Annotated in this window: 30 protein-coding genes and 1 pseudogene; 17 read left to right on the forward strand and 14 right to left on the reverse strand. The window is 44.1% G+C overall.

What is annotated here, in order from left to right:
- Positions 1 to 2: 2 nt before the first annotated feature.
- Genes SC206_RS18445 through SC206_RS18470 form a run of 6 tightly spaced genes read left to right on the forward strand, consistent with a single transcriptional unit; the run spans position 3 to position 4,590 of the window.
- Positions 3 to 1,127, forward strand: coding sequence for a contractile injection system protein, VgrG/Pvc8 family (locus tag SC206_RS18445; RefSeq protein ID WP_332739518.1), 1,125 nt, complete (start codon positions 3 to 5; stop codon positions 1,125 to 1,127).
- A 14-nt stretch (positions 1,128 to 1,141) separates the two neighbouring features.
- Complete coding sequence (locus SC206_RS18450) at positions 1,142 to 1,492, forward strand: GPW/gp25 family protein (protein WP_332739520.1); 351 nt, start codon at positions 1,142 to 1,144, stop codon at positions 1,490 to 1,492.
- Entirely contained in the window at positions 1,476 to 2,423 is a 948-nt protein-coding gene (locus tag SC206_RS18455) for a baseplate assembly protein (protein ID WP_332739522.1), read from the forward strand. Before SC206_RS18450 ends, SC206_RS18455 begins: the two co-directional genes overlap by 17 nt.
- Positions 2,389 to 2,955: a phage tail protein I gene (locus SC206_RS18460; protein ID WP_332739524.1), complete on the forward strand. Its 567-nt coding sequence runs from the start codon at positions 2,389 to 2,391 to the stop codon at positions 2,953 to 2,955. Before SC206_RS18455 ends, SC206_RS18460 begins: the two co-directional genes overlap by 35 nt.
- Positions 2,939 to 4,063 carry a phage tail-collar fiber domain-containing protein gene (locus tag SC206_RS18465; protein WP_332739526.1) on the forward strand — a complete coding sequence of 375 codons (1,125 nt, stop codon included), beginning with the start codon at positions 2,939 to 2,941 and terminating at the stop codon, positions 4,061 to 4,063. The genes SC206_RS18460 and SC206_RS18465 overlap by 17 nt, the downstream gene beginning before the upstream one ends.
- The gene (locus SC206_RS18470) at positions 4,063 to 4,590 is read left to right on the forward strand and encodes a tail fiber assembly protein (RefSeq protein WP_332739528.1); all 528 of its coding nucleotides are present in this window, start codon (positions 4,063 to 4,065) and stop codon (positions 4,588 to 4,590) included. Before SC206_RS18465 ends, SC206_RS18470 begins: the two co-directional genes overlap by 1 nt.
- A 191-nt stretch (positions 4,591 to 4,781) precedes the next feature.
- Here SC206_RS18470 and SC206_RS18475 read toward each other — a convergent pair whose 3' ends face one another.
- The 4 genes from SC206_RS18475 to SC206_RS18490 form a co-directional block, all read right to left on the reverse strand.
- Positions 4,782 to 5,519, reverse strand: a complete 738-nt coding sequence (locus SC206_RS18475; RefSeq protein WP_332739530.1) for a PP2C family protein-serine/threonine phosphatase — start codon at positions 5,517 to 5,519, stop codon at positions 4,782 to 4,784.
- A gap of 2 nt (positions 5,520 to 5,521) precedes the next feature.
- Positions 5,522 to 6,253 (reverse strand): protein kinase domain-containing protein, encoded by a 732-nt coding sequence (locus tag SC206_RS18480; protein WP_332739532.1) that lies wholly within the window; start codon positions 6,251 to 6,253, stop codon positions 5,522 to 5,524.
- 611 nt (positions 6,254 to 6,864) lie between these two features.
- On the reverse strand, positions 6,865 to 7,506 hold the full coding sequence (locus tag SC206_RS18485; RefSeq protein WP_332739535.1) for a hypothetical protein: 642 nt from the start codon (positions 7,504 to 7,506) through the stop codon (positions 6,865 to 6,867).
- A gap of 155 nt (positions 7,507 to 7,661) precedes the next feature.
- Positions 7,662 to 9,023 carry a hypothetical protein gene (locus tag SC206_RS18490; protein WP_332739537.1) on the reverse strand — a complete coding sequence of 454 codons (1,362 nt, stop codon included), beginning with the start codon at positions 9,021 to 9,023 and terminating at the stop codon, positions 7,662 to 7,664.
- Between the two features lie 775 nt (positions 9,024 to 9,798).
- On the opposite strand from SC206_RS18490, the pseudogene SC206_RS18495 reads away from it, so the two are divergent.
- A pseudogene (locus tag SC206_RS18495) lies at positions 9,799 to 9,966 on the forward strand (isocitrate/isopropylmalate family dehydrogenase); the annotation flags it as partial.
- A gap of 59 nt (positions 9,967 to 10,025) precedes the next feature.
- Here the strand turns inward: SC206_RS18495 and SC206_RS18500 are convergent.
- The 4 genes from SC206_RS18500 to SC206_RS18515 all read right to left on the reverse strand — a co-directional run bounded on the left by SC206_RS18500 (position 10,026) and on the right by SC206_RS18515 (position 11,875).
- Positions 10,026 to 10,439, reverse strand: a complete 414-nt coding sequence (locus tag SC206_RS18500) for a GNAT family N-acetyltransferase (RefSeq protein ID WP_332739539.1) — start codon at positions 10,437 to 10,439, stop codon at positions 10,026 to 10,028.
- A 35-nt stretch (positions 10,440 to 10,474) separates the two neighbouring features.
- Entirely contained in the window at positions 10,475 to 10,858 is a 384-nt protein-coding gene (locus SC206_RS18505; protein ID WP_332739541.1) for an HVO_A0114 family putative DNA-binding protein, read from the reverse strand.
- 22 nt (positions 10,859 to 10,880) lie between these two features.
- Positions 10,881 to 11,234, reverse strand: a complete 354-nt coding sequence (locus SC206_RS18510) for a toxin-antitoxin system TumE family protein (protein WP_332739543.1) — start codon at positions 11,232 to 11,234, stop codon at positions 10,881 to 10,883.
- A gap of 404 nt (positions 11,235 to 11,638) precedes the next feature.
- Positions 11,639 to 11,875 carry a hypothetical protein gene (locus tag SC206_RS18515; protein ID WP_332739545.1) on the reverse strand — a complete coding sequence of 79 codons (237 nt, stop codon included), beginning with the start codon at positions 11,873 to 11,875 and terminating at the stop codon, positions 11,639 to 11,641.
- Between the two features lie 330 nt (positions 11,876 to 12,205).
- Here SC206_RS18515 and SC206_RS18520 point away from each other — a divergent pair, with 330 nt between their 5' ends.
- Positions 12,206 to 12,493: a hypothetical protein gene (locus tag SC206_RS18520; RefSeq protein WP_332739547.1), complete on the forward strand. Its 288-nt coding sequence runs from the start codon at positions 12,206 to 12,208 to the stop codon at positions 12,491 to 12,493.
- Positions 12,494 to 12,584: 91 nt separating this feature from the next.
- Here the strand turns inward: SC206_RS18520 and SC206_RS18525 are convergent, their stop codons facing one another.
- The 3 genes from SC206_RS18525 to SC206_RS18535 all read right to left on the reverse strand — a co-directional run bounded on the left by SC206_RS18525 (position 12,585) and on the right by SC206_RS18535 (position 15,069).
- The gene (locus SC206_RS18525; RefSeq protein WP_332739549.1) at positions 12,585 to 12,797 is read right to left on the reverse strand and encodes a hypothetical protein; all 213 of its coding nucleotides are present in this window, start codon (positions 12,795 to 12,797) and stop codon (positions 12,585 to 12,587) included.
- A gap of 275 nt (positions 12,798 to 13,072) precedes the next feature.
- Positions 13,073 to 14,710 (reverse strand): ABC transporter substrate-binding protein, encoded by a 1,638-nt coding sequence (locus SC206_RS18530; RefSeq protein WP_332739551.1) that lies wholly within the window; start codon positions 14,708 to 14,710, stop codon positions 13,073 to 13,075.
- A gap of 167 nt (positions 14,711 to 14,877) precedes the next feature.
- Positions 14,878 to 15,069: a YebW family protein gene (locus SC206_RS18535; RefSeq protein ID WP_332739552.1), complete on the reverse strand. Its 192-nt coding sequence runs from the start codon at positions 15,067 to 15,069 to the stop codon at positions 14,878 to 14,880.
- Between the two features lie 135 nt (positions 15,070 to 15,204).
- Here SC206_RS18535 and SC206_RS18540 point away from each other — a divergent pair, with 135 nt between their 5' ends.
- On the forward strand, positions 15,205 to 15,450 hold the full coding sequence (locus SC206_RS18540) for a DUF2766 family protein (protein ID WP_332739553.1): 246 nt from the start codon (positions 15,205 to 15,207) through the stop codon (positions 15,448 to 15,450).
- Positions 15,451 to 15,511: 61 nt separating this feature from the next.
- Here SC206_RS18540 and SC206_RS18545 read toward each other — a convergent pair whose 3' ends face one another.
- The gene (locus SC206_RS18545; RefSeq protein ID WP_332739554.1) at positions 15,512 to 15,742 is read right to left on the reverse strand and encodes a YobH family protein; all 231 of its coding nucleotides are present in this window, start codon (positions 15,740 to 15,742) and stop codon (positions 15,512 to 15,514) included.
- Positions 15,743 to 16,131: 389 nt separating this feature from the next.
- Here SC206_RS18545 and SC206_RS18550 point away from each other — a divergent pair, with 389 nt between their 5' ends.
- From SC206_RS18550 to cspE, 7 genes are all read left to right on the forward strand, one after another.
- Positions 16,132 to 16,260 carry a PhoP/PhoQ regulator MgrB gene (locus SC206_RS18550; protein ID WP_442976139.1) on the forward strand — a complete coding sequence of 43 codons (129 nt, stop codon included), beginning with the start codon at positions 16,132 to 16,134 and terminating at the stop codon, positions 16,258 to 16,260.
- A 118-nt stretch (positions 16,261 to 16,378) separates the two neighbouring features.
- Positions 16,379 to 16,651: a YebO family protein gene (locus tag SC206_RS18555; RefSeq protein WP_332739558.1), complete on the forward strand. Its 273-nt coding sequence runs from the start codon at positions 16,379 to 16,381 to the stop codon at positions 16,649 to 16,651.
- A 149-nt stretch (positions 16,652 to 16,800) separates the two neighbouring features.
- Positions 16,801 to 17,106: a phage protein NinX family protein gene (locus tag SC206_RS18560; protein WP_332739560.1), complete on the forward strand. Its 306-nt coding sequence runs from the start codon at positions 16,801 to 16,803 to the stop codon at positions 17,104 to 17,106.
- A 133-nt stretch (positions 17,107 to 17,239) separates the two neighbouring features.
- A complete protein-coding gene (locus SC206_RS18565; RefSeq protein WP_332739562.1) occupies positions 17,240 to 17,476 on the forward strand; it encodes a DUF4060 family protein in 237 nt (78 codons plus the stop codon).
- 313 nt (positions 17,477 to 17,789) lie between these two features.
- Positions 17,790 to 18,776, forward strand: a complete 987-nt coding sequence (locus tag SC206_RS18570) for an MBL fold metallo-hydrolase (RefSeq protein ID WP_332739564.1) — start codon at positions 17,790 to 17,792, stop codon at positions 18,774 to 18,776.
- A gap of 1,252 nt (positions 18,777 to 20,028) precedes the next feature.
- Entirely contained in the window at positions 20,029 to 20,145 is a 117-nt protein-coding gene (locus tag SC206_RS18575) for a DUF2627 domain-containing protein (protein WP_072045046.1), read from the forward strand.
- Positions 20,146 to 20,186: 41 nt separating this feature from the next.
- Positions 20,187 to 20,396 (forward strand): transcription antiterminator/RNA stability regulator CspE, encoded by a 210-nt coding sequence (gene cspE / locus SC206_RS18580; RefSeq protein WP_140472021.1) that lies wholly within the window; start codon positions 20,187 to 20,189, stop codon positions 20,394 to 20,396.
- 100 nt (positions 20,397 to 20,496) lie between these two features.
- Here the strand turns inward: cspE and SC206_RS18585 are convergent, their stop codons facing one another.
- Complete coding sequence (locus SC206_RS18585) at positions 20,497 to 21,249, reverse strand: polyphenol oxidase family protein (protein ID WP_332739571.1); 753 nt, start codon at positions 21,247 to 21,249, stop codon at positions 20,497 to 20,499.
- A gap of 139 nt (positions 21,250 to 21,388) precedes the next feature.
- On the opposite strand from SC206_RS18585, the gene rlmA reads away from it, so the two are divergent.
- Positions 21,389 to 22,225, forward strand: coding sequence for a 23S rRNA (guanine(745)-N(1))-methyltransferase (rlmA, locus tag SC206_RS18590; protein ID WP_332739573.1), 837 nt, complete (start codon positions 21,389 to 21,391; stop codon positions 22,223 to 22,225).
- Positions 22,226 to 22,315: 90 nt separating this feature from the next.
- Here rlmA and SC206_RS18595 read toward each other — a convergent pair whose 3' ends face one another.
- Positions 22,316 to 22,774, reverse strand: coding sequence for a DUF986 family protein (locus tag SC206_RS18595; RefSeq protein WP_332739575.1), 459 nt, complete (start codon positions 22,772 to 22,774; stop codon positions 22,316 to 22,318).
- Between the last annotated feature and the right edge of the window lie 27 nt (positions 22,775 to 22,801).

Below are 22,801 nucleotides of genomic sequence, written 5' to 3' on the forward strand. Positions count from 1 at the left end.
GCATGAACACACATGAGACTCAGGAATCGCAAAAGGAATACCGCCCCGAGTTCAGCCTTTCCGCGGAGGGTAAAGACATTACCAAAGCCATTCAACAAAGCCTGATAGAACTACGGCTTACCGATAACGGCGGCGCGACGGCCAAAACTGACGAGTTACAAATCACGCTTCAGGGTGAGACGCTACCTCTGCCGCCAAAGGGGGCACGGTTGAAAGTTGCGCTCGGATTCAACGGCGCGTTGCAGGATAAGGGCTGGTTTGTGGTTAACGGAGTGGGCAGCAGCGGACCGCCGCGCAAGCTGGTGGTATACGCCACTGCCGCGCCAATGAACAGTGAAAAGCAGATTGGCAACGTGCAGAGCCACAAAACACGTAGCTGGAACGCCGTCACCCTCGGCGATATCGTCAAAACGGTGGCAAGTGAACACGGCCTAAAGCCCAGAATCACCGCCAAACTCTCTGGGATTCTGATTTCTCATCTCGACCAAATTGCCGAATCCGATGCCAATTTACTGACGCGACTCGCCCGCACCTATAACGCGGTGAGCAAACCCAGCGGCGGTTACTGGCTGTTCCTCGAGCAGGGGCAGGCGGCGTCGGCCAGTGGAAAAGCGCTGGCAGAAATAGAGCTCAAACCTAGTGACGTTTCCAATTGGAGTTACAGCGAAGGACAGCGCGGCGCGGCGTCCGCTAGCTCCTCCGGCGACAGTAAAAAAGAGCAGGGAAAAATCGGCGTGGCCTATTACGACGAGCAGACCGGCCAAACCCGTCTGCTAACGCAGGAGAGTCACGGGCCGGACATTTCCAACGCTTTTACCCAACCCGAAAAAAGCCAGGCTGCTCAACAGGCCGTGGCTAAAAAAACGCAGGTTAATCGCAATCAGCAGCGCATGAATCTCAGCGGCCCGTGTCGGCCATGGCATCTTCCGCTTACCGCCGAAGCGCGGATTATCACGCAAGGATTTGGCGATCGTGAAGACCGCCGTTGGTTGATCGAATCCATGATTTACCAGCTAAGCGCTCAGGGGATGACGGTCGATTTCTCGCTGGCTGTTGACCTCAAGCCCGCATCCAGCAAAGGCAAAAAGAAAGACGAGAAGCCCAAAGGACCCGATTATTTTGGTTAACGCAGGAGCAACTTATGCACGGTGTCTGTGCAAAAACAGGTAAACGGCTCTCCGGTGTCGAGCATTTACGGCAATCGGTTATCGATATTTTAACTACGCCCAAAGGCTCGCGTGTGATGCGCCGCGACTACGGCAGCGATCTGCATCAACGGGTAGATAACCCGCTCGATGAAAGTAACCGCCTGCGGATCATCGCCGCTACAGCAATCGCGCTATCCAAATGGGAGCCGCGGCTGAAAGTAATGCGTGTGCAGGTGACGGTCGTGGGGCAAAGCGCTATCGAAGTTACGGTCGAGGGCATCCACAAAGAAACCGGCGCATCAATCACTCTGAACAGGATCCCGCTCTATGGCGATCAGTCCTAAAATTCTCGACCTTTCGAAATTACCGGTACCGGATTTGCTGTTAGCGGGCGATCCGAATGACATTTTTCGCTCGTGGTTAGCCAGGTTGCGAGAGTTAGACCCTACCTACGATGCGCTGGTGGAGTCTGACCCCGTTTATAAACAGGGCGAAGTGCTGGCTTATCAAAGCACGTTGCTGATGCAGCGCGTAAACGATGCTATACGCGGCGTGCTACTGGCTAGCGCGAGAAAGGCAGACCTCGATCAATTAGGTGCAGGATTTAACGTGGCTCGTCTGGAAATTGCAGCGGCACAACCCGATGCCATTCCACCGCTTGATGCCGTGCTCGAGGAAGATGAAGCCTTTCGCGCGCGTATTCAGCTCAGTTGGTCGCAGCTTAATACCGCCGGTAGCCGCGATGCCTATCGTTTTCATGCCAAATCGGCTGATGCCGATGTGCTCGATGCAGAGTGTTATGGCCCTGAAACACATGGCCGCCCGGGTGAAATCGATGTTTATATTCTTTCCCGAACGGGGAATGGCTTTGCATCCGCCGCACTGCTCGACAAAGTTAGTGCCGCGCTCAACGAAGATGAAACGCGTCCGTTGAGTGATTATGTGAGGATCGCGCCAGCGGCTATCAGTCATTACGGCGTTACAGCCCAGCTCGATATTCCTGAAGGACCCGATCCGCAGCTTGTCTTGAATAATGCGTTTAACGAGTTGGAGAAATACCTTAAAACCATTCACCGCATTGAAGCCGAAATTCCATTATCAGGCATCTATCATGCACTGCATCAGCCAGGCGTAAAACAGGTTCACTTACTTAACCCGACGATGGGCATTGAAAGCGACATTGGCGTTGCGCCTTATTGCATTGCAATCGACATAAGTTTGTATCAGGGAGACAAGCCGGATGATGTTCAAATCCCTCTTGCCCCTAAACGCTAGTCCGGCGGAACGGGCGCTTGAAGAGGCATCGACGTGGTGGATTGCCGCCATTCCAAATGACATCCGCGAAACTAAAGAGCCGAAACGATGCCTTTCAAGTTTGTTGCCATGGTTGGCTTGGGAATATGCCGTAGATTCTTGGGAGCCCGATTGGACTGGAAACCAGAAGCGACAGGTGATCAGCGATGCGGCCTATGTGCACCAGCATCGTGGCACGGCAGGCGCAGTCCGGCGCTCACTCGCGGCTGTCGGCTTTCCAACTACCGTTGTTGAGTGGTGGCAGGAATCTCCTCGCGCAATGCCTTACACCTTCCGTGTGCTGGTTTACAGCGACACGGCAATCTCAGCGCTACTTTACGACCAAATCCGCCGTCAAACCGATAAATCCAAAAACCTGCGCAGCTGGCTCAGTTCAATCGATGTGATTTCTGACATTGGCAGCACGGGCGAGTTTTTCATCGGCGGCGCGGTGACGTTTCACGTTGATGTAGATATAGAAGGAAGGGAAACAGACCATGGCAAAATTTTATAGTGTGATTACTCACACAGGACGCGCGCGTGCCGCAGAGGCGATAACGGAGCAGAAAATTATCGTGTTAAGCGAATTCATTGTGGGCGATGGCGGTGGTTACGAACAGGTGCCTGACGCCAACGCCACTAAGCTCGTTAACGAAGTTTATCGCGGGTATATTTCCAGCCTGAAAGTGTCGCCAGCTCAGGATAACCAGATGATGGCCATGCTGGTATTACCCTCCGGTATTGGTGGATTTACCATTCGTGAAATTGGGTTATTAACCGATCAGGGTGAACTTTACGCCATTGCCAATTGCGCCGCGCTGGAGAAGCCAATATCAGGCGTGAGTATCAATTTGCAGTTTCGTCTGGCGGTATCAGATACCCAAGAAATAACGTTGGATGTCTCAACCGGTGACGGGCTTTTTTTGCGGGTGGATCAGAACGGGGCAGATATTGAGAATAAGCCTGAGTTTCTCAAAAATATTGGGGTGTTAGGCACCGAATACCCGATAGGAGCGCCTATCCCATGGCCGTCGAATATATTGCCAACGGGGTCAGCGATGATGGCTGGTCAGATTTTTGATACAGACGTTTACCCTCATCTTGCCTTTGCGTATCCGAATGGAATTATCCCCGACCTACGTGGGCTGGTCATAAAAGGCACGCCTTCCAGCGGCCGTGTTGCACTTTCATTCGAAATAGACGAGGTCAAATCTCATCAGCATGATGCAAATATTTGGGATACCGATTTAGGGAGAAAAACAGCCAGTTGGTTTGATTACGGAAGTCGAGCGACAAGTGAATTTGATTATGGAACTAAAGGTTCTGATGTGCAGGGGACTCATGATCACTTAGGCGGCGTTGCTGGACCTGGGGCGAAATGGGCTGATTGGAGAACAGGAACAGACAATACGGGATGGTACGAGAAAAATAGGACCAATATTGAAGGGGCTCATGCTCACAGTGTTTATATTGGTGCGCACACTCATACCACCGATATCGGCGGACATAACCACTATATCGATATGGGTTTTCACAGCCATAACATTCAAATAGCGTCATTTGGACAGCTCGAAAACACCGTCAAAAATATTGCATTCAACTACATCGTGAGGCTTGCCTAATGTTTCAAATGTCAGATAAAGCACAAACAATACGAGTCTATAACCTGCGGGCCGACACTCTTGAATTCATCGGAGCAGGGGACGCTTATATTCCGCCGCACACCGGCTTACCGGCTCACTGTACTGAAATCGAACCGCCCGATGCCGGGGAATACACAGCAGTAATTTTCAGGAACGGCAAGTGGGTAGTTGCCGAGGATTATCGCGGGGTAAAGCTTTACAGCACCGAAAGTGGGCAGGTTGTTCACGTTAATACGCCTGGGCCTTTGCCAGAAAACATAACCATCAGCGAGCCAAGCTCCGTTTGGGATCGTTGGGACGGAGAAAAGTGGGTATTTGATGAGGCCGCCGAGCGAGATAATTTGGCAGCAGAGGCTGAAAAGCAAAGGGCTGATGAAATGCGGTTGATTGAGAGAGAAATTACGCTGTTGTTAAGGGCAGAAAAGCATGGGATAGCGAGTGAAGAGGATCTTGAAAGGTTGGAGGAGTTGGAGAGGTTGAGTGTGGGGTTGCAAAAATTGTTATAATTTATTAAAAATATTGAAATAAAGACTAATAACTCTTATTTTCTATTGAGCATACAGCTGGAATCAAAGATATAATAGACCATGATAAAATGGTTAGAATAATTTTTACATGAATTAAGGTTTTTGATATAAGTATTTATATTATTACAAACCCAGCCTTAAAGCCAGGTTGTGTATTTTTTGTGGTTTTTTTAAAACTCAAATTTAACTGCTATAGCAGAATAATCATCACTTGGAGGACCTTTTTCAATACGATTTTTTAAACTAGTAATAAACCTTGAAGGCTCAGATAAAGTATTAGAAGAAAAACGAGGGCGTTTTTCCCAAAAAGAATGAGCGCCATCAGACATGATGAAAAGCGATAAAAACCCATTTTCATCGACAAGTTCTTCGATAGGTATTTTTATAAGGTTATAATTAAGTTCAAGAGTTTTAGAAATCGCTGTAGTTAATATGTTTTTTCCCTTTGCATGTTTAAGCTCACGTGATGTGAATATACCCTCATCAATATATGCTTGATGTTGAGTATGATCTTTAGTCAATTGTATTAATTTAAGAGATTTTTTTGCATAAAGTCTACAGTCCCCTATATGGGCAATAAAAACGTATTCGGCAGTTACATGGCATAGAGTTAAGGTACTTGCTGCATTAACAAGTTCTTTATCTGTTTCACTCAAAGATTTTAGTTCTTCTTTGAGTTTTGGAAAAAGATTTAAAAGTTCGGTTTTTTGTTCATATGAAAAGTTTTCAATAAGATAATCGATAACTTTTTGAGATGCTTCTTTACCACCTTTATATCCACCCAGACCATCAGCTATAGCAAATAGGTAACCGTTAGGTATTTTAACAGGAGGGAGGGCTGAGTCTTGATTAATCCGTCCAACTTCCTTTGAACATGAAAAAAATGAAGATGAGATTAAATTTAGCATAATTAGACAACTCCACTCACTGATTTTAAATCCACTATAAGCTGTTCTGCATTGACATATCTATTCTGTAATTTTCGGTCAGTACACTTCGTGATTATATCATCAAATCCATCGATGTTTAACTCCTCTATTATTATCCCTAGGGAAAATAAATCTGATTGGCGAGAATATCCATATAATACAACACTATGGTCAAAATATTTTGGTGTTCTTGGGAAATGACCTACCTGAGTGAGAATTCGACTGGCTTCTTCTGGGTCCATGTGTCGGGCAATGCCAAAATCAGATATCTTGTAGGTATTATCAGGGAATTTGAGGATGTTCTGAGGCTTAATATCCCGATGTAAAAAACCTTTTGAATGAATCCAGGCAATACCTTCAGCAATCATTAAAACAATTTTTACTTTATCATCTCTACTTAAAGTGCCACCACTCATTTCCGTATCAAGACTAGAGTTAGCCAGTTCCATCACAAACCAAGCTGGGGTTGTGCTGAAACTACAGATGAAAATTTGGGCAACATTTTTGTGTAAACATTGATCCTGATATAATACTTCCCTTCTAAATCGAGTTAATAAATCCGGATCTTCATGTTGGTTCATCAATATTTTTCTTGCAAACTCTCCGCAAGATTTTTTATTTAATGTGTTGAGAGTGACTTTTTCAACGTTACCAAAGCTTCCATTGCCTATTTGACAAATAGGTTCAATGAAGTAATTGCCGTGTGGAATCATAAAAGCTCCTTTTTATTAAAAATGTAATTTCTTAACTAATTTATACTTTTGTTATTAAATTTATCAATTCATAAAGCAAATGAATTATATTATAAATTATAAAAGAATTCCAATGAAATGGTTTGCTTCAAGATGTTTAGTTAAACAGATATAAAATTTTTATAAATAGGAAGGATAATAAGTGATTATCAAAATAAAAGTATAATCACTAAAAAGTTTAAAGTTGTAACTGGTTGCTTGGTTTAAATCATTGCTATAAAATTCATTTGTAAATGTTAAATTAATATTTAAGCTACTCTCCCCTTTTTTAATTTAATCAAGAAGTATAATTGATGGCTCTATTGGGCAGTGAATAAAAATGCCAAATTTGCTCTGAAATATATACTAGTGAAAATAAGTAACCATTTGATGTGCTAACAATTAAGTAATTAGTTGTTATGGTTTTATTGACTTAAATATAAAATCATTCATTAGTACTTGGAAACGCACCATAGTAAATAAACATATAGATGAAAGCTTTATTTAGGTTAAAGGCTGAATATTTAATCTTTTAGTATAAATACCAATAGATTAGGTTGCTTAGAATTCATGATTCTAAATATCAAAGAGAGTTAACTATCATCCATCAATTTGACAAGTCCTAGTTTACTTGTATTGATTACTACTTCTTGTTCCGCCGATTGCTCATAAAATAAAACAAATTCTTTAGAGTAATTAGTGATTAAAACGGCTCTTTTTCTAATATTAAACCAACTCTGATCAAAATAGTAATCGTAAGCAAATGCCTTTGCTATACTTGGTAAAATGGTCCATGCTTGACCGAAAGTCATATTTTCAAACTCCGATATGTCACAACCACGATAGAGCGTTAAATTTTCATCCATGGAATCTATATCATTGGGAAAGAGTATAGAAGTGAGGATGATTTTTGGATACCAACCTTCATTTTCTTGACGAGTATAAAGTTGATGAAGACCGTTGGATGCATAGCTCAAGAATACGTGTCGTAGTGTATCTAAAATCTGAAGTGCATTTTCATCTTTAATTGAATGAGTTATAGTATGAAAATATAAATTTATAAAACTCTGGGTTTCATTCTTTTCTAATGTGTAAATATCCTTTTTTAAACATGAGTCATCAATTTTTTTAATGGCTTTTATATATTCGTTTATTATTTTAATCGCAATTTTTTTAAATTCAGCAAAAAATGGTTCATTCAATTTTGATTCAATAGAGCTAACATCAATTTTCATGCTATTAGTCATGAAATTATAGTCATTAGAACTAAACATTTGGGAGCCCTCTTTAGCAGTATACAATATTTGACTAACTAGTATGGAGTTCGTAAGATGAATCATTAATTATAAACCATTTCAAAGTCTATGTAAAAGCCACTAACGCATTAGCGCTATTTATACTTTATAATTTCTGACGCTTGTTCTAGCACTGGTATGCAATTAAATCCAGTTACCAATTGATCTCCCACCATTTTGAAATGCGTTGCGTTTGGAAGAATAAATGCAGGTAAAGGATATAATGCGTTGGGGTTATGATAAACAATAAAACCTTCATCCCAACGTTCATTGTAATTCTTGGATGGCAAAATTTTTGTAATTGTTTCCACGTTCCAATTATTAGGGTTAGGAGATTTTATAATGCGTTTTATCTTATATTTTTCATCGTTGAAACCATCTTTAAGCCCCATTCTATTAAACTTATCAATGTCACTGGCCGGGGAGAAAAGTACAGCACTAATATTTTCTGAATCTTCCAAATTAAAAAAACCAGCTTCAACTTTCTTGGTTCCCCATAGGTGAAAATCAATGTCAATTCTTTTTGAAACACCATCGTATGTTACTATTTGTTGAAAGCCGTATAAATACAAAGGCAAAGCATTATGACTTATATTACCGGCACCTTTAAATTGACAATCAGCTATAGCTAAAGCAAAAGGTCTTCCGGCAACGTGTTCTTGCTCCCAATATCTTTTTTTCAACTTTGCAAGTAATGGCCCAGAATATCTGGTAGGGAAATAATTAACCAAAAGATTTTTATAGTTATCTAATTTCGACCTATCAACTTCTGGCATCTGAATAGGGTACCCATTGCGATCTAGAGGTTTATTAACAGTTGTCGCTTCAATTGAAAATTGTATAGTATTAAAACCATTAATGTGGGTTAAAATAAAATCAGGAGCATTGAATGAAGAATCAAAAATACAGTCATTCTCAGTGAATACACTGAATAACAAAAGCTCCCATACTCTTTGATTGAAACCAGTTGTTTGAAACTGCTCAACAAAATTTCCATCTATATCGTTATACCACCGCATTAACGGTTCAAGAATGTTTTTGGCTGCACTATATTCTGCTGAGTTTTTTACTAAAAGAAAATCCTGATTGATGTTGCCTTTATTTAACTCTTTAAAAAAATCCATAGTTAAACTATTTTCATCACCTTGAACTCCACGTTCATCGGCGTAAGGATATAATTCTGTAATTTGTTTTAATAATTTTTTCTTAATTTTTGATAGGTTATTTTCAAAGCCAGTATATGCGATGAATCTATATCGCTTATTAAGGTCACGGGAAAATATTATTCCCGCATAATTATTGTCAGTTGTATCGACTAATAGAGTGCCTAATATTTTTCCATCTGAAGTTTCAAACCATTCTAATTCTTGAGAATGTGATTTAATAAGAGGATTTCTAGCATATGTAGCCAATGCATTGAATCTAGAGGCGGTTATTTTATTTATTTTAATTTTCACGATTAACTATTCCAGTTTTTTATTTTTTTTAGAGTATAATAAATTTTAAAAATTAAAAAGCAATAATTTATTTTTTATTACCTTTACGCATCACTGATGCGAAATTATTAGTGGCAATGCCTGTCAAAGAGTGGTTTTGTAGTATGATTCCAAGACCATATTTTGTCATATTTCTATCTGTGCGGATAATTTTTCAAGTCACATTTTACATTTGAATAATGCAAGCTTGCTTGTTTTGGGAAGGAATTTTAATGCATTTCAAGTGTGTGAGGTTTTTTTAAAATTAAAATTGATTAAGAAAGTGTGCTTTTATAGCAATAACTAATTAATCGATTAAAGGTCATATTAATTTATTAATTTATAGTTTTTTTTGTGATCTAGATTTTAACCGATTTAACTTAAATCGTTGTATAATCTTCTTTGTTTTCGGGTTTTTTCGATGTTTTACAATGCAGCTTTGAGTTTTGCAAATTTTTTAAATAATATATAATTATTTATGATAAACAATAGATAATGTGTTTATAACAAAATACTCAAATAAACACTGTTATTTTTTACTTATTATTAGGGCCTATTTATATAACATTTGAGTGAAATTAAATTCATAAGCGTATGTATTAAGAACCTTGTCTTACCTCTACAAAAAACCTTCTGCAAAACGCCATGTTACCCATTGAAAAATATACATATTATTTTGCTGTGCAAACTGCTTTTCAGTAGACAATTTACCGAGGATTTTCTATATATATCAGTCGATTAAAATGACTTTGAAGCCCTGATGCTGCGTCATATGGAATGGTTCGAAGCGGCCGACCTGATCGTTAAAGGAATGGAAGCGGCGATTGCCAAGAAAACCGTGACCTACGATTTCGAACGTCTGATGGACGGCGCTAAGCTGTTGAAATGCTCAGAGTTCGGCGACGCGATGATCGAAAATATGTAATCTCGGGAATTTCGAGATAAGAAGACGGGAGCCGAAATGGCTCCTGTTTTTTTTGGATGCTACAGGACTTTTTTCATCGAAGGAGAAGCATGAAATATGAATTTATTTTTTTCGTAAAAAGGAATCGCTTCCTGCCTTGCATCAAGAAAAACGAAATTCATATCTCTTTGTCGGGCTTCCTGTACTGCAAAGTCGAGCAGTAACTTGCCAATTCCGCCGCTGCGCTGTTTTTCATCAACCACTAAATCATCAATATGTAAATGAGAACCTCTTGCCAAGGTATGAACAGGCCGCATACCCATTACACCGACCAGAACGTTTTCAACATAGGCCGCGATAAGTTCATAACCACTCAACGTTTGTATCCGTACGCTTGCAAGAAACTCTTCTTGATCCATATTTCTGAGTTGTGAAATTAAGGGAAAAGCCGCTTTCCATTCAGATGGAAACAGTTTTCGAATCTCGGTGGACATAATCATTCCTTTTATTCATTCGAGGTTTTACTGCATTAAGCCGCAACATTTTCAGTTTTCTGAGGGGGGAAATATTGAGTAGTAATATCGAAATCAGTAAACAATGCCACCGGTTTAATTATCCCTTTATTTTTAACTCGTGTAGCAAAGCCGTGTTTTTCAAATGTCGCCATTGTATTTGAAAGATTACTTAAATTCCTGCCAGACAGTTTCGCTAATTCGGTAAGGGTCTGGGGTTTTTTACTGTCCATGGTTCGGAGAAGTTCAATATTGGGATTGTTGAGAATCTGTCCCAAGGCTGCTATCGATGAAAACCAAATTTTTGGCTCATTTTCATTTGGTACGTAAAGACCTTTCACAATCGCCATTACACGTTCTCGAAACATGTTCTCAGGCATAATGCCGATGAGCGCTTTCATAAATCTCCCTTCTTTTATGAGTCTAACTAACCTGTTTTATGATTTTTTCGATGGCATCAAAGAAATCAGTCATTAACTGTTCAGGGCTGGAAAATTGATAGGCAGTTCCCCTGTCGCTTAACCCATTATGTACATGATCCCATTCATAAATCTTACCTGCATAGTTTCCTTTACCAACATTGGGCGCAGCATGTGCATTGTCCATGCCATAAACTCGTTGATTATAGTGATCATGTAAAGTTAAAGAATATCGAATGCCATGAGGTATTTTTGAATTGGGTTCAACCTGATAAGCAACAATCTCATACCAATACCCGCAATCGTAAGTAAAACTCGTTCCGTGTAAATTAAGCAGTAGATCTAGAGAGTGATCCATCAAAGATACCTAAGCTTATGATCTGAGCATAACCCTGTTTGTGGCTGTTATCAAGGCGTGGTTATTAGATGTATTGAATAATTTAATTAATAATCGGAAATTCCATTTATCGAGTGTGTTTATAAATATAGGCATATTCAACATCATCATAAAAACTGCGAATTTTTGATTATGAGGGTTACAATGCGAAAGGCTATCATGAAACAATCATTTGAAAATCAATCAAATTAATGGTTTTTAAACAAAGTTTTTTGAAATAAATAAAATACTTTTTATTTAAATGTCGAAGGAGATGTAATCTTATTATAGGCATTAAAAAAGGCATCAATAATGATGCCTTTTTTAAATCGTAATTTTTGCCCGTTGTAATTACAGCAAAAAATTTACAGCGGGCAAGCTACCACTTAGTGCTGCTGTTGTTTCTGAGCCTGTGCCTGCTGCTCTTTCTCTTTTTTCTTTTTCGCTGCCATGTGGTGACCCACAACACAGCCGCCGACCGCGCCAGCTACGCCATGATGGCCTGCAACGTGGCCCGCAACGCCGCCAACGGCCGCGCCTTTCAAACAGCCTGCTGCGTTAGCCATTGAAGTGGCGGACATCAAAACGGCAAATACGGCTGCATAGCAAGAAAGCTTAATCATAATTAAATTCCCAAAGTGAAAAAATAAGACTCCAGTTGACGATCTCACAACTCTTGGGCGTCGTCATGAAGGCATCTGTAAGCAAGTAATGCGCCTGTTACCGGCATTAATGCAGAAGCAGAGGGGAAGCAGGGGAGAAACTCTTTTCAGGCTTAATCAGTTGCTTACAATTAAACGCCTTAAGGTTGCCGATTTTGTAGAAACTCGGGATTGGTTAATCGACAATTTTGTTTTAAAGTGAAATGAACTGGTTAAAAGATACTCACCGGAATAGGTTTTTTAGCGTGATGTGTTACCCGTTTTCACTGCCAAAAACAGAAGGATGCCGCTATGTCCAATGAACAGCAGTTACAGGCGCTAATAGCTCGTATCGATGCGCTGGAACAGCGCGAACAGCAACTTACCTACGCCTCCAATGCCTATCAGGCAATATTGACAACTCTCTTGGGCAACCTTGATAAAACGACCCGTGACAAAGTGATCAGCATGGTCGATCAGGCGCACGACATCGCCTATTCGAAAGCAAACATTGAGCAAAAAAACAGAATTCTCGGTGCGGACGACATCACCCAACGCATTTTTCTTTTTGCTCAGGGGCGCACCTCCCAGTCTCGATAGGCGTAATTTAGCGTGCGCTTGATAACTCAGCTGAATAAATCAGAATGAAAACGGGCAGACGCCGCAGTGTGTAATCTCTTGTTATTACTCGTTACGAGCGCCTGTCAGTTCTGAGCAGGTTGACCGCCGCACCAATCAAAATACGCTGCTGTACGCCAGCACTGTTCAGGCTATTTTCAAGATAATTAACTAGCGAATCTACCGTCAGGGGTTCACCGCGATGACGCAATTGAATCACGGCTTCGCCGATGATGCGGGCAACTTCGTCCCAAAGGGGTTGTATCTCGCTTTCCGAGAAATGCATAGGGCCTCCCATCTGTAGAGATACTGTCCAATTTATCATCTGGGGCAAAGTAGGCAAGCGCAATAAGTGAGCAATTTGGAATCAATGATGAGCCAAAGGAAACAGAATGTCTTGAATCCGGCCTTGTGACAATCTGGCAGGATCCAAGAACAAGCTTAGCGACACTACCCTCGTTCATTTCTCATTCATAAGCAGATATAAACCTGATCAACATCTGATTAAAACCTGAGTAAGATCTGAGTAAAGTCTGAAGATTATCTGATAAAAGCCTGAAATCAGTGTTTGATCACATACAAATCTTTGGCATAAACCCTGCCTTGGGGATCGTTGTCATCGTATCCGCCGATATAAGGTTTAACTAACTTGGCACTCACATAGTGATAAAGCGGGACGACCGGCGCCTGCGAACTCAGCAAATCTTCAGCCTGCTGATAATCTTTTTGCACCTGATCTTTGCTGGTGGCGGTTAATGCCGCGTCCATCGCCTTGTCGTAATCGGCATTTTTGAAATGCGGGGTATTTTCGCTGTTATCGGAGCGGAAAGTATTCAGGAAGGTTGAAGGCTCGTTGTAATCGGCCATCCACGCATAACGCACCACCTCATAATTGCCCTGATGCATGGTATCGAGCATGGTTTTCCACTCTTGATTTTGTAATACCGCCGTTACGCCAAGATTTTTCTTCCACATTGATGACGCCGCAATCGCGATGCGCTGGTGCGATTCACTGGTGTTATAAAGCAGATTGAATTTAAGCGGATGCTGCGGGCCAAAACCGGCTTCGGCAAGCAGTTTGCGCGCTTCGGCGTTACGCTGCTCTTGCGTCCAGCTCGCTGAGGCTGTGGGCGTGAAATTATAGCCGCCGGTATTCTCGGGCGTAACGGTAAAGGCGGCGGTTTGTCCCTGACCTAAAACTTTTTCGGCGATAATGTGGCGGTCGAGGCCCAGGCTCAGCGCCAGTCGCACGCGCACGTCATTGAAAGGCGGTTTTTGATTATTAAACGCGTAGTAGTAAACGCCCAGATTGGGTCCGACGTGTACCTGCGTTGACAGCTCTTTTTTCAGCGCGGTGAACTGAATTTCGGGAATGGTGCGGGTGATGTCAATTTCACCAGACTTATAGCGATTGACGTCGGCGGTGCCGGAAGTAATCGGCAAATAGGTTATCTGCGACAGCACGGTATGGGCGTTATCCCAATAATTGCTGTTGCGCACGGCGGTGATCCGCTCGTTGACCGTCCAGCTATTCAGTTTAAAAGGCCCGCTGCTGACTAGATTGCCGGGCTGGGTCCATTTATCGCCGAACTTTTCGACATCGGCCTGACTAATTGGAAATAATGAATAGTGAGCGACCATCTGCAAGAAGTAAGACATCGGTCGGGTCAGCTCAACCTGCACGGTGTGGGCGTCGAGGGCTTTGATTCCCAAGGTATCGGCGGGTTTTTTGCCTGCAATAATGCTGTCGGCATTGAGTACGTTTACCGTGCCCAAATAGCTTTCATAAGGCGAGGCGGTTTGCGGATCGATTAAACGACGCCAGCTGAACACCACGTCTTGCGCGGTGATAGGCGTGCCGTCAGACCAGCGGGCGTCGGGACGGAGATGAAAGGTCCAAATCTTGTTGTCCTGATTTTCCCAGTGGCTGGCAAGTTCCGGCTGTGCGTTGCCCTTATCATCAATTTTGACCAGTCCGACGAAAAGATCGCCGAGAATATTGGATTCAACGTCACTTTCGGCCTTGTGCAAATCTAGCGTTGCAGGCTCGTCGCCGTTATTGCGCACCACCTCCTGTTTTTGCGCCAGAACCACGCCAGCAGGCACGGTAGCGGCGTTTACCGTGATGGAAGAAAGGCCGAAACCCGCCATAAATACGGCAAGAGGAAGTAATTTGCCAAAAGTATTGCTTCGCTGCATCGCTAATTTCCTATTCAAATTAATATGAAATATCAATGAGTAACAGGTAATTGATAGCGTTGATGTGATGTTTTGGCAATATTAATAATGATTTAACAAGACTAAATCACAGGATTAGCGCGGCATTAAACTGACGATCTCTGCACTGACATTCTCTGTAATGCAGATTAATAATCAACGCGAGTGTGTGCGGGGATCCAATAGCCGTCGATAAACTCGTCAATGGGATAACATCCGGCCTGTCGAAGGCCCTGTTCCCGCATATTTACTCGGCATTCCTGAACCGTATCAAAGGCATCCACGACTAAATCGTCACAACCACCGCCGAGATAACATACGGTTAAAACCAGTGCGAACATCTCCGTCTCCCATGCATTTTACTCATTTAAGCATAGAAGCTTTGACGAAATTCAACAGCGGCGTGGTATCCTTTGCGCCGAAATTTTCTATCAGCAATGTTTTTGAACAACAATCAGTACCGAGGAGTTACCGGAATGTCACAGAGCTTATCCAAAGATCAGGAACTTGAGTCAGATTTGGTCGCGTGCCAGCTGGTTATTAAGCAAATTTTGGATGTTATCGACATCATTGCGCCAACCGAAGTGCGCGACAAAATGTCCCACCAGCTGAAAAGCATCGATTTTAGCACCCATCCGGCCGGCGCCGATCCGGTGACCCGTCGTGCAATTGAAAAGGCCGTATCGCTGATCGAGCTTAAGTTTACCCGTAACGACAGCTAGGCCTTGACTCGACCGCCAACCTGATAAAACCCGCAGCCACGTTCTGCGGGTTTTTGGTTAATCAGGACTTATCAACGACCTTGTCGATTTGCTTGAGAATAGGGCAATTTGCCACGCCGACAATGCCGCTGTCAGTATGAATATATTGGGCATCGACGATGCCGCGCGCGGTGAGATATCGACATTTCAGGCCAAGACCGGCCGCATTTTCGCTGCTGCCAACGGTAATGCCATAGCCTGAGAACAGTAACGCAGCATAAATTACCGCCAATACAATAATTGTTTTAATCACGCTTTTTCCTTAGCGAAAATAGAGAATGCTTCTCTGTCGACAAAGAGCTCGACAACCTAGCCGACAACTCAGCCGACAAACCAGTCAAAAGTTGCCGATATTGAGTTTCAGTGAACAGTACGCCTGTAAAATAGCATACCTCGTAAAATTGCAAGAGGTCCTCACTAATACTCTGAAAAAAATCATAAAAAAATCATGCTGAGTTAAGCTGACTATCAGGACTTGTCCTGATAAGGTCTGCTCTGTTTTAAATTTGTTTAACTTATGAAGAGTAGGATAGGGTATTAATTTATGACCTGTCGGACGCAGATTTGGGCATCAACAAGCGCGTGTTAAATCCTGAGAGATCTGCCATCAAATTGAAAAAACCCATTTTATCGGTAAGAAAAATCGCCGCCATTCTGGTTTTTCTGCTGGCCTGCGTGGGGCTTTATCTATTAGCCTTGAACAGCTATTGCGATCAGGGCGGCAATTTCGATCTCGGCATTTGCTCGGTGACCTCTTTCATCCCCTGGTAATGGCAGCCAGCGGTTGCAGTCGCTTAATCTGAAAGCATCTCTATTTTCGCGAATCCCTTTCCTGAGCCTCTGACGATGATAAGATAGTCACTCTGTTCATCACGTTGTAAGGTTTTCAATGTTCGATCAACTCTTGGGCCAAACAAGTCTGGCTTCGCTGGTGCTGTTCGCACTGTCAGCAATCTTTTTCATCCTGGTGTGGTTTTTCGTAAACCGTGCCAGCGTCAGGGCGAATCTACAGGTAAAATTGTTGGCCGAGATAGCCGAACAGCAGCGCCGCCAAACCGAGCTGCTCGAACTGTTAGTCAGAAAGCAGGGCAAAACTGCTGCCGAAGATGCTTATGACGACGACCACGTTTCCAGCCTGCGCGGCTTTATTCCAGAAAGATAACCGCACCACCAGCCTTTCCAAAATCAGCCTTTAGCTAAGCCGACCTCTAAAAGCGGGACGGTTTTTGCCTTCATAAAACTGTCTTATTTCTGCGGTAATTTGTGGGTTAACACTTTTGTTTACTCACCCTACCGCAGGTTATTGTTGCAATGATTAAATGGTCTGAAGAACCCGATAACGAATTGAATCATAACGTCGCTTTACTGACGGGCGAAGACCCGGACAAGTGGTATCCGTACGGCGGCATGAAAGGTAAAGACTACTGTAATAACCCCTCCGACGCGTGGCCGATCATCTGTGCCAATAAAATAAATTTAAATTTCAAAGAGATGGCCGAGAGCAAAGAGTGGCTGGCGCACATCTCGGGCCACGAAGGCCAGTGGCAGGCTTCCTGCGCCAAACCCCTGCGCGCGGCAATGATCTGTTTCTTGCTAAGTAAAACTTGCGCAGAGTAAAAACCGCAGAGATACTCAAAGTGTTACAGGCTATATACAAAGCAGTGATTCGAATAAGCATCGCATAAAGCGATGCGTATCAAGTGATTAATGTTTCGTCATTTTGACAGCAGTGTCTTAAACGGAGTCCATTATGAAGCGCATCATTAAAGGTGATACAACTCTCTCTCATCTGGTCGTGGCTCACGCAGCCATCGACAGTCATGAAAAAGCCTATGGCAAACGTCGCCAAGGGTGGCCTTCTACGTACCTGATCAAATACAAAGACGCGCGTGTCGCAGTGGAAGTTGTCACTCGCAGGCAGTCTTATGTTGCGACTTTAATGATTGGAGCCCGAAACCTGACCAAGCTTTGTGGGATGGCAGCCTGAAGTAGGCTGGCAGTATCAACAATTTCAACTGTTTTTGTACATGCTGTTTTTGTAACGCAGGCCCTGCCGGGTTTTCCCCTTCCGGCGGGGCTTTTTATTCGCCCTTCGTTAAAACCTTGCCGCGAGGATCCGCATCCTTCCTCCAGAGTTGAAAGCCTCTAGATTTAGCCAGTAGCTGACCGTGCTTTACTCATACCACGTTGCACTTTTTGTAGTGAAAAGCAGCAGATCTTTGTGTTAAGTAATAGGTAACATCTCGATTTATCGTTAAGCCCGACTTGCCGATAATCCACTCCGAGCGATGAGGGAAATCATGGCCGAAAAAAATCCCTATTACGATCCTGCCAAGCCGCACCATACGCCGAACGGCTTTACCAATCTCGAAACCGAGGCGCGTAAAGAGGGTGATCTTAAACGTTGGCGCAAGGAGCGCAAAGAGCAGGGCTTTCCGCGTCCGCCGGGCAAAGGGTATGACGCCTTTATCCGCGAATGGTGCCAGACGCCCGATTTTAGCGGTACCGAAGATCGCCTATGGTTTTTAGGACACGCCTGCCTGCTGTTGCGCGTTGCGGGGCGTTATATTCTTACCGATCCGGCACTTTCCGAACGCGCTTCGCCGGTCAGTTTCTATGGCCCGAAACGACGCACGCCCGCCGCGGTCAAGGTTGCGGATCTGCCTAATATCGATTACGTGTTGATCTCGCATAATCATTACGATCATCTTGATAAAGCCACGATCTGCAAGCTGGTGGAGCGTTTTCCGCAGGCCATTTTTCTGGTGCCGCTCGGCATGCAGGCGTGGATGGCGCGACAGGGCGCACACTATATTGAGGAGTTGGACTGGTGGGACGCGCTGGTGATGGAAGGCATCAGTTTTCACGCCGTGCCCGCTCGTCATTGGAGTATGCGCACGCCGTGGGATAGAAATCGTTCGTTGTGGTGTGGCTGGGTGGTTAAACATCCGAAGATTAATTTCTATTTTTCGGGTGACAGCGCCTACAGCGAACAGTTTGCGCACATTGGCGAGCGGCTTGGGCCCTTTGATATTGCAGCGATTCCCATCGGCGCCTATGCACCAAGATGGTTCATGCATTTTCATCACATGGACCCGCAGCAGGCCGTGCAGGTGTTTAAAGAAACGCAATGTCGCCGCGCTATTCCGATTCACTGGGGCGTATTCGAGTTGGCCGACGAATCACTCGACGAGCCGCCACAAGAATTGCGCAATGCGATTGAGGCGGGTGGCCTGGCCGCCGAGAATTTTGCGCCGCTGAAAATAGGCCAGCATCTTTCTTTATAATGAATAATTTCTAAAATAACGACAACTTATCAGGCGCGAAGTCAGCATCACTCGCTGAATTATCATGATAAATATTTACTGAATTCGCGCCTGTTCCCGTCTCGATAAATTGTCTTAAAGACAATTCCCCCTCTGCAAATGTAAACAAATTGTATAATTTGTTCGAGAATAATGTCATTTTCGATCTTTTGAACGACTGCGTTATTCCGACTTAATTATCGTGAGTAGAAATAATTCAGAACAAAAGACTGCATAAGTTGCGTCATAACCGCCAAATCTCCCTTATCGATTTTTCTGCTGTTGAAAGAGGGCGAAGGCTCACCTTGCGACAGGCCAGCCGCGCACAGTGCGGCAAGCGGCATCGGGACTGCTTTTCAAACCGCCGCAGCCAAAACTTCAGGCTTGAGGCTGGTTGAATATTGTTCAGATAAACTTATAGATCATCAGAAAAATAATAGTGCGATAGCCAATCGTTGCCGATTCTATTTAATATTAATAGATAACCTATGCGCTTATTTGAATATGACGATTAAGAAGCAGCGTTGAGGTTTAATATAAAATTCACGGCTTTGTAAAGTCGTGTGCTTAATGGACCAATATTTTATAAAATTTATTTGATCCAAATCAAAAAACGGTAAATTGGATAACTTATCTGCGCATCTTAAGCCCATTTTTTTGATTAAAACTACGCACGTTAAAGGTGCAAGTTAATAGATAACACTCGTCATCTTGCACCAGTTTAGAACTGCACTGGCTGAATAGGTTAATACATAAACAATCATTGTGACGTTATAGGTTGCGCAGCAGAAGTTGATAAACCGCGCAAGAAAAAGTTAACGCTCAGGTGGCAGAAATCCCCCTTGCAAACTTGTGGAGGCCTGCTATAACTGATGCAGATGAACAGGAACGGGATTTCTTCGCTGTCGACAATGATGCCGAAAAGCTTGCGCAAAAGTCTTTTGTGTTATATCAAATACGATAATAATTCAATTAAAGCTGACTTTTACTCTTACGCGTTTCGAATTATTGAGCAATAATCGGCTGTGAGTCGTTATAGATTTGATTGTCTGTCTTCGCTCTGTAATGAGCAAAAAATAGCAGGCTACTCAACCTATTTTGGTCTCACTTGGCAGTAAGTGCCTTTAACCGGCTCAAATATGTGCGACAAGTCCATCGCTGATTAAAAATGGCTTGCCATTAAATTCAGAGTATGTGATAACGCATCTGGGTAAAACGAGGTACAGTTCTGTATATGTGTGGCATTTTCAGTAAAGAAGTTTTGAGTAAAGACGTTATCGTTGAATACCGCTTCCTTGCCGATTTTAATCTTGGTGCCTCAAGCAGTAACGACTCAAGTTTGTCTGTGTAACGCCGTAGGGCGGTTTAAACAATCCAAAGGAAATACTCAAAATGGCAAAGATCAAAGGTCAAGTTAAGTGGTTCAACGAGTCTAAAGGTTTCGGTTTCATCACTCCAGCTGACGGCAGCAAAGACGTGTTCGTACACTTCTCTGCAATCCAGGGTAACGGCTTCAAAACCCTGGCTGAAGGCCAGAACGTTGAGTTCGAAATTCAAGATGGCCAGAAAGGCCCATCTGCAGTTAACGTTATGGCTATCTAAGCTGACGTTAGTTGTTAAAAAAAACCCGCCATGTTGCGGGTTTTTTTGTTTTTGTGCCCGCAGCGCCAGTGACGGCGCGAGGCGAACCGTCGGGCTGAATTCAGTCTGGCAGAATAATGATCCCAGACTGCTGATTGCGGCCTTTAATTCCCGGAAGTGACGGGTCCTGCAAACGCTTGAGGCTGTTGCGGCGAAAGCTGGTGTATTTATGCCCTTTAGTTTCTCTGTGCAGTGCGCTTTCAGGATGAAGCGTGCTTTGCGTCACTCGCGGATCGGGCGTGCAAATGGTGCAACTACCCGCAAAATCTACCGCCGCAAATCCGGCCTGTAGCAACTTGGCGTGAGCGATGGCAGGCAAGTCGAGATGGCGAGGAGAGGGCGAAATAAGCTCGGCAGGCAACTCCAGCCCCTGTTGAAATTCATCGACCAGCTCCTGACTGACCTGATAACAGCAGGCGCCCGCCGCTGGACCGATAGCCGCCACCCAATCCTGGGTCGAGCCTTGCTGATTAATCCGCGCCGCCATCTGCTCCAAAATCCCGTGCCGCAAACCCCGCCAGCCAGCATGAACGGCCGCCACGGCTTTACCGTCGCGACGTGAAAAAATCACCGGCAAGCAGTCCGCCGTAAACACCGTTAAAAGTATCCCGGGCGTTTCAGTATAAAATCCATCGGCCTCGCCGCAGGCTTGTCGAGGCGCGACGACATCTACAATTCTTAGCCCGTGGACCTGCTTTTTCTCGGGCAATGTCTCGCGATAAGGCTGGAGCGAAACGGGCAACAGCGCTTCTTTGGTGCCAAAGCCGTGAACTATTGACGGGATTTGGCCGAGCAGGGCAGAAATATCACTCATGGCATCACTTTTATTTGCAGGTAATGAATAGAGAATACGGCGCGGGGCAAAAGTTGCAACTGTCAGCGGCCTTCTTTAGACTTGACGCCTTGAAGACGCGGGAGAATTCTTCCGTCGCGGCACCTTTCTGGAAACCTGCATGACCTATCAATGTCCCCTTTGCCATCAACCTCTGCAACGCCTTGATAAACAGTGGCGCTGTGAAAATAATCATCAGTTTGATAATGCCAAAGAGGGATACGTCAACCTGCTGCCGGTACAGCATAAACGTTCCAAACAGCCCGGCGACAGTGCCGAAATGATGCTTTCACGCCGCACCTTCCTTGAAGGCGGACACTATCAGCCGCTGCGCGACCGCGTTGTCAGTCTGCTGGATGAACATCTGGATGCAGAGGCGCAGGCGCTACTGGATATCGGCTGTGGCGAAGGATATTACACCTCGGCCATCGAACAGGGCCTCAACGCGCGCCGACAGGTGCAGGTTTACGGCCTCGACGTCGCCAAGGTCGCAATTCGCAATGCCGCCAAACGCTATGGCTCCAACTCCGAGGGCAGTGTGGAATTTTGCGTGGCGTCGAGCCATCGTCTGCCGTTTGCCGATAACTCGTTGGATGCCATCGTACGCATTTACGCGCCCTGCAAGGCGCCAGAGCTGCATCGCGTGCTGAAATCCGCTGGATTAGTGTTGACCGTCGCGCCGGGCCCTCGCCATCTCTATCAGCTCAAAGGGCTGATTTATAATGAGGTTCAACTGCACAGCGACGTTGAAGAGAGATTGGAAGGTTTTGAGCGGGTGAGCACAGAATCGTTGCGTTATGAAATGTCGTTGAACGGTAAACAGGCTTTTGACCTCTTGCAGATGACGCCTTTTGCCTGGCGCGCCACCGAAGCCGTGATGCAAGATTTGTCGCAGCGTGAGACTTTCGCCTGTGAGACCGACTTTGTGATTAGCCTGTTCCGCCGTCTCGATAATTAAATAGTTATTAATTTATTCAGTAATAACGTGACGCAACGTGACGTGGCGAATTGAAAGAGACATCAGGTTATCAAAGCCTGATGTCTAATTTTACTGATAGTTGACCATAAATTTATAAATGTTCTCGAGGTCATCCAACTCTTTCACCCGCACCAACAGGGGCTTCTGCTCCAGTTGCACCACCAATACGCCATCCTCCGACAAATTCATCGCTTTGACACGATCGTAAGTAATAAAAATAGTGGCGTAATAAAATCCGTTCTCTTTGAAACGCAGCTTGGGCCAGCGAACAAATGACAGATAAAAGGTTAGCAAAGCAACGCCTACCAGCAAATAGGCAGTCAAACCACTGCCGTGGTTGATGACATTCTGGTAGAGCAAAATCGCCAGCAGCCCGATAAAGATGATCGCGTCGAGCTTGTTTCGGCGCTGCAAATAGACTTTTAGCCGCGTTTTTCCCTTGCGATTGTCCAGCAAGAATTCGTCGTAAATAGCGTAAGCCAGCATTAAAACGATAAAAACGATCAGCGCAATATTTGTGATCGACATCCTTTTCCTCCCCAAAAAAAACGGGGG

Source organism: Rouxiella sp. T17 (genome assembly GCF_036663475.1).
Lineage (GTDB): Bacteria > Pseudomonadota > Gammaproteobacteria > Enterobacterales > Enterobacteriaceae > Rouxiella.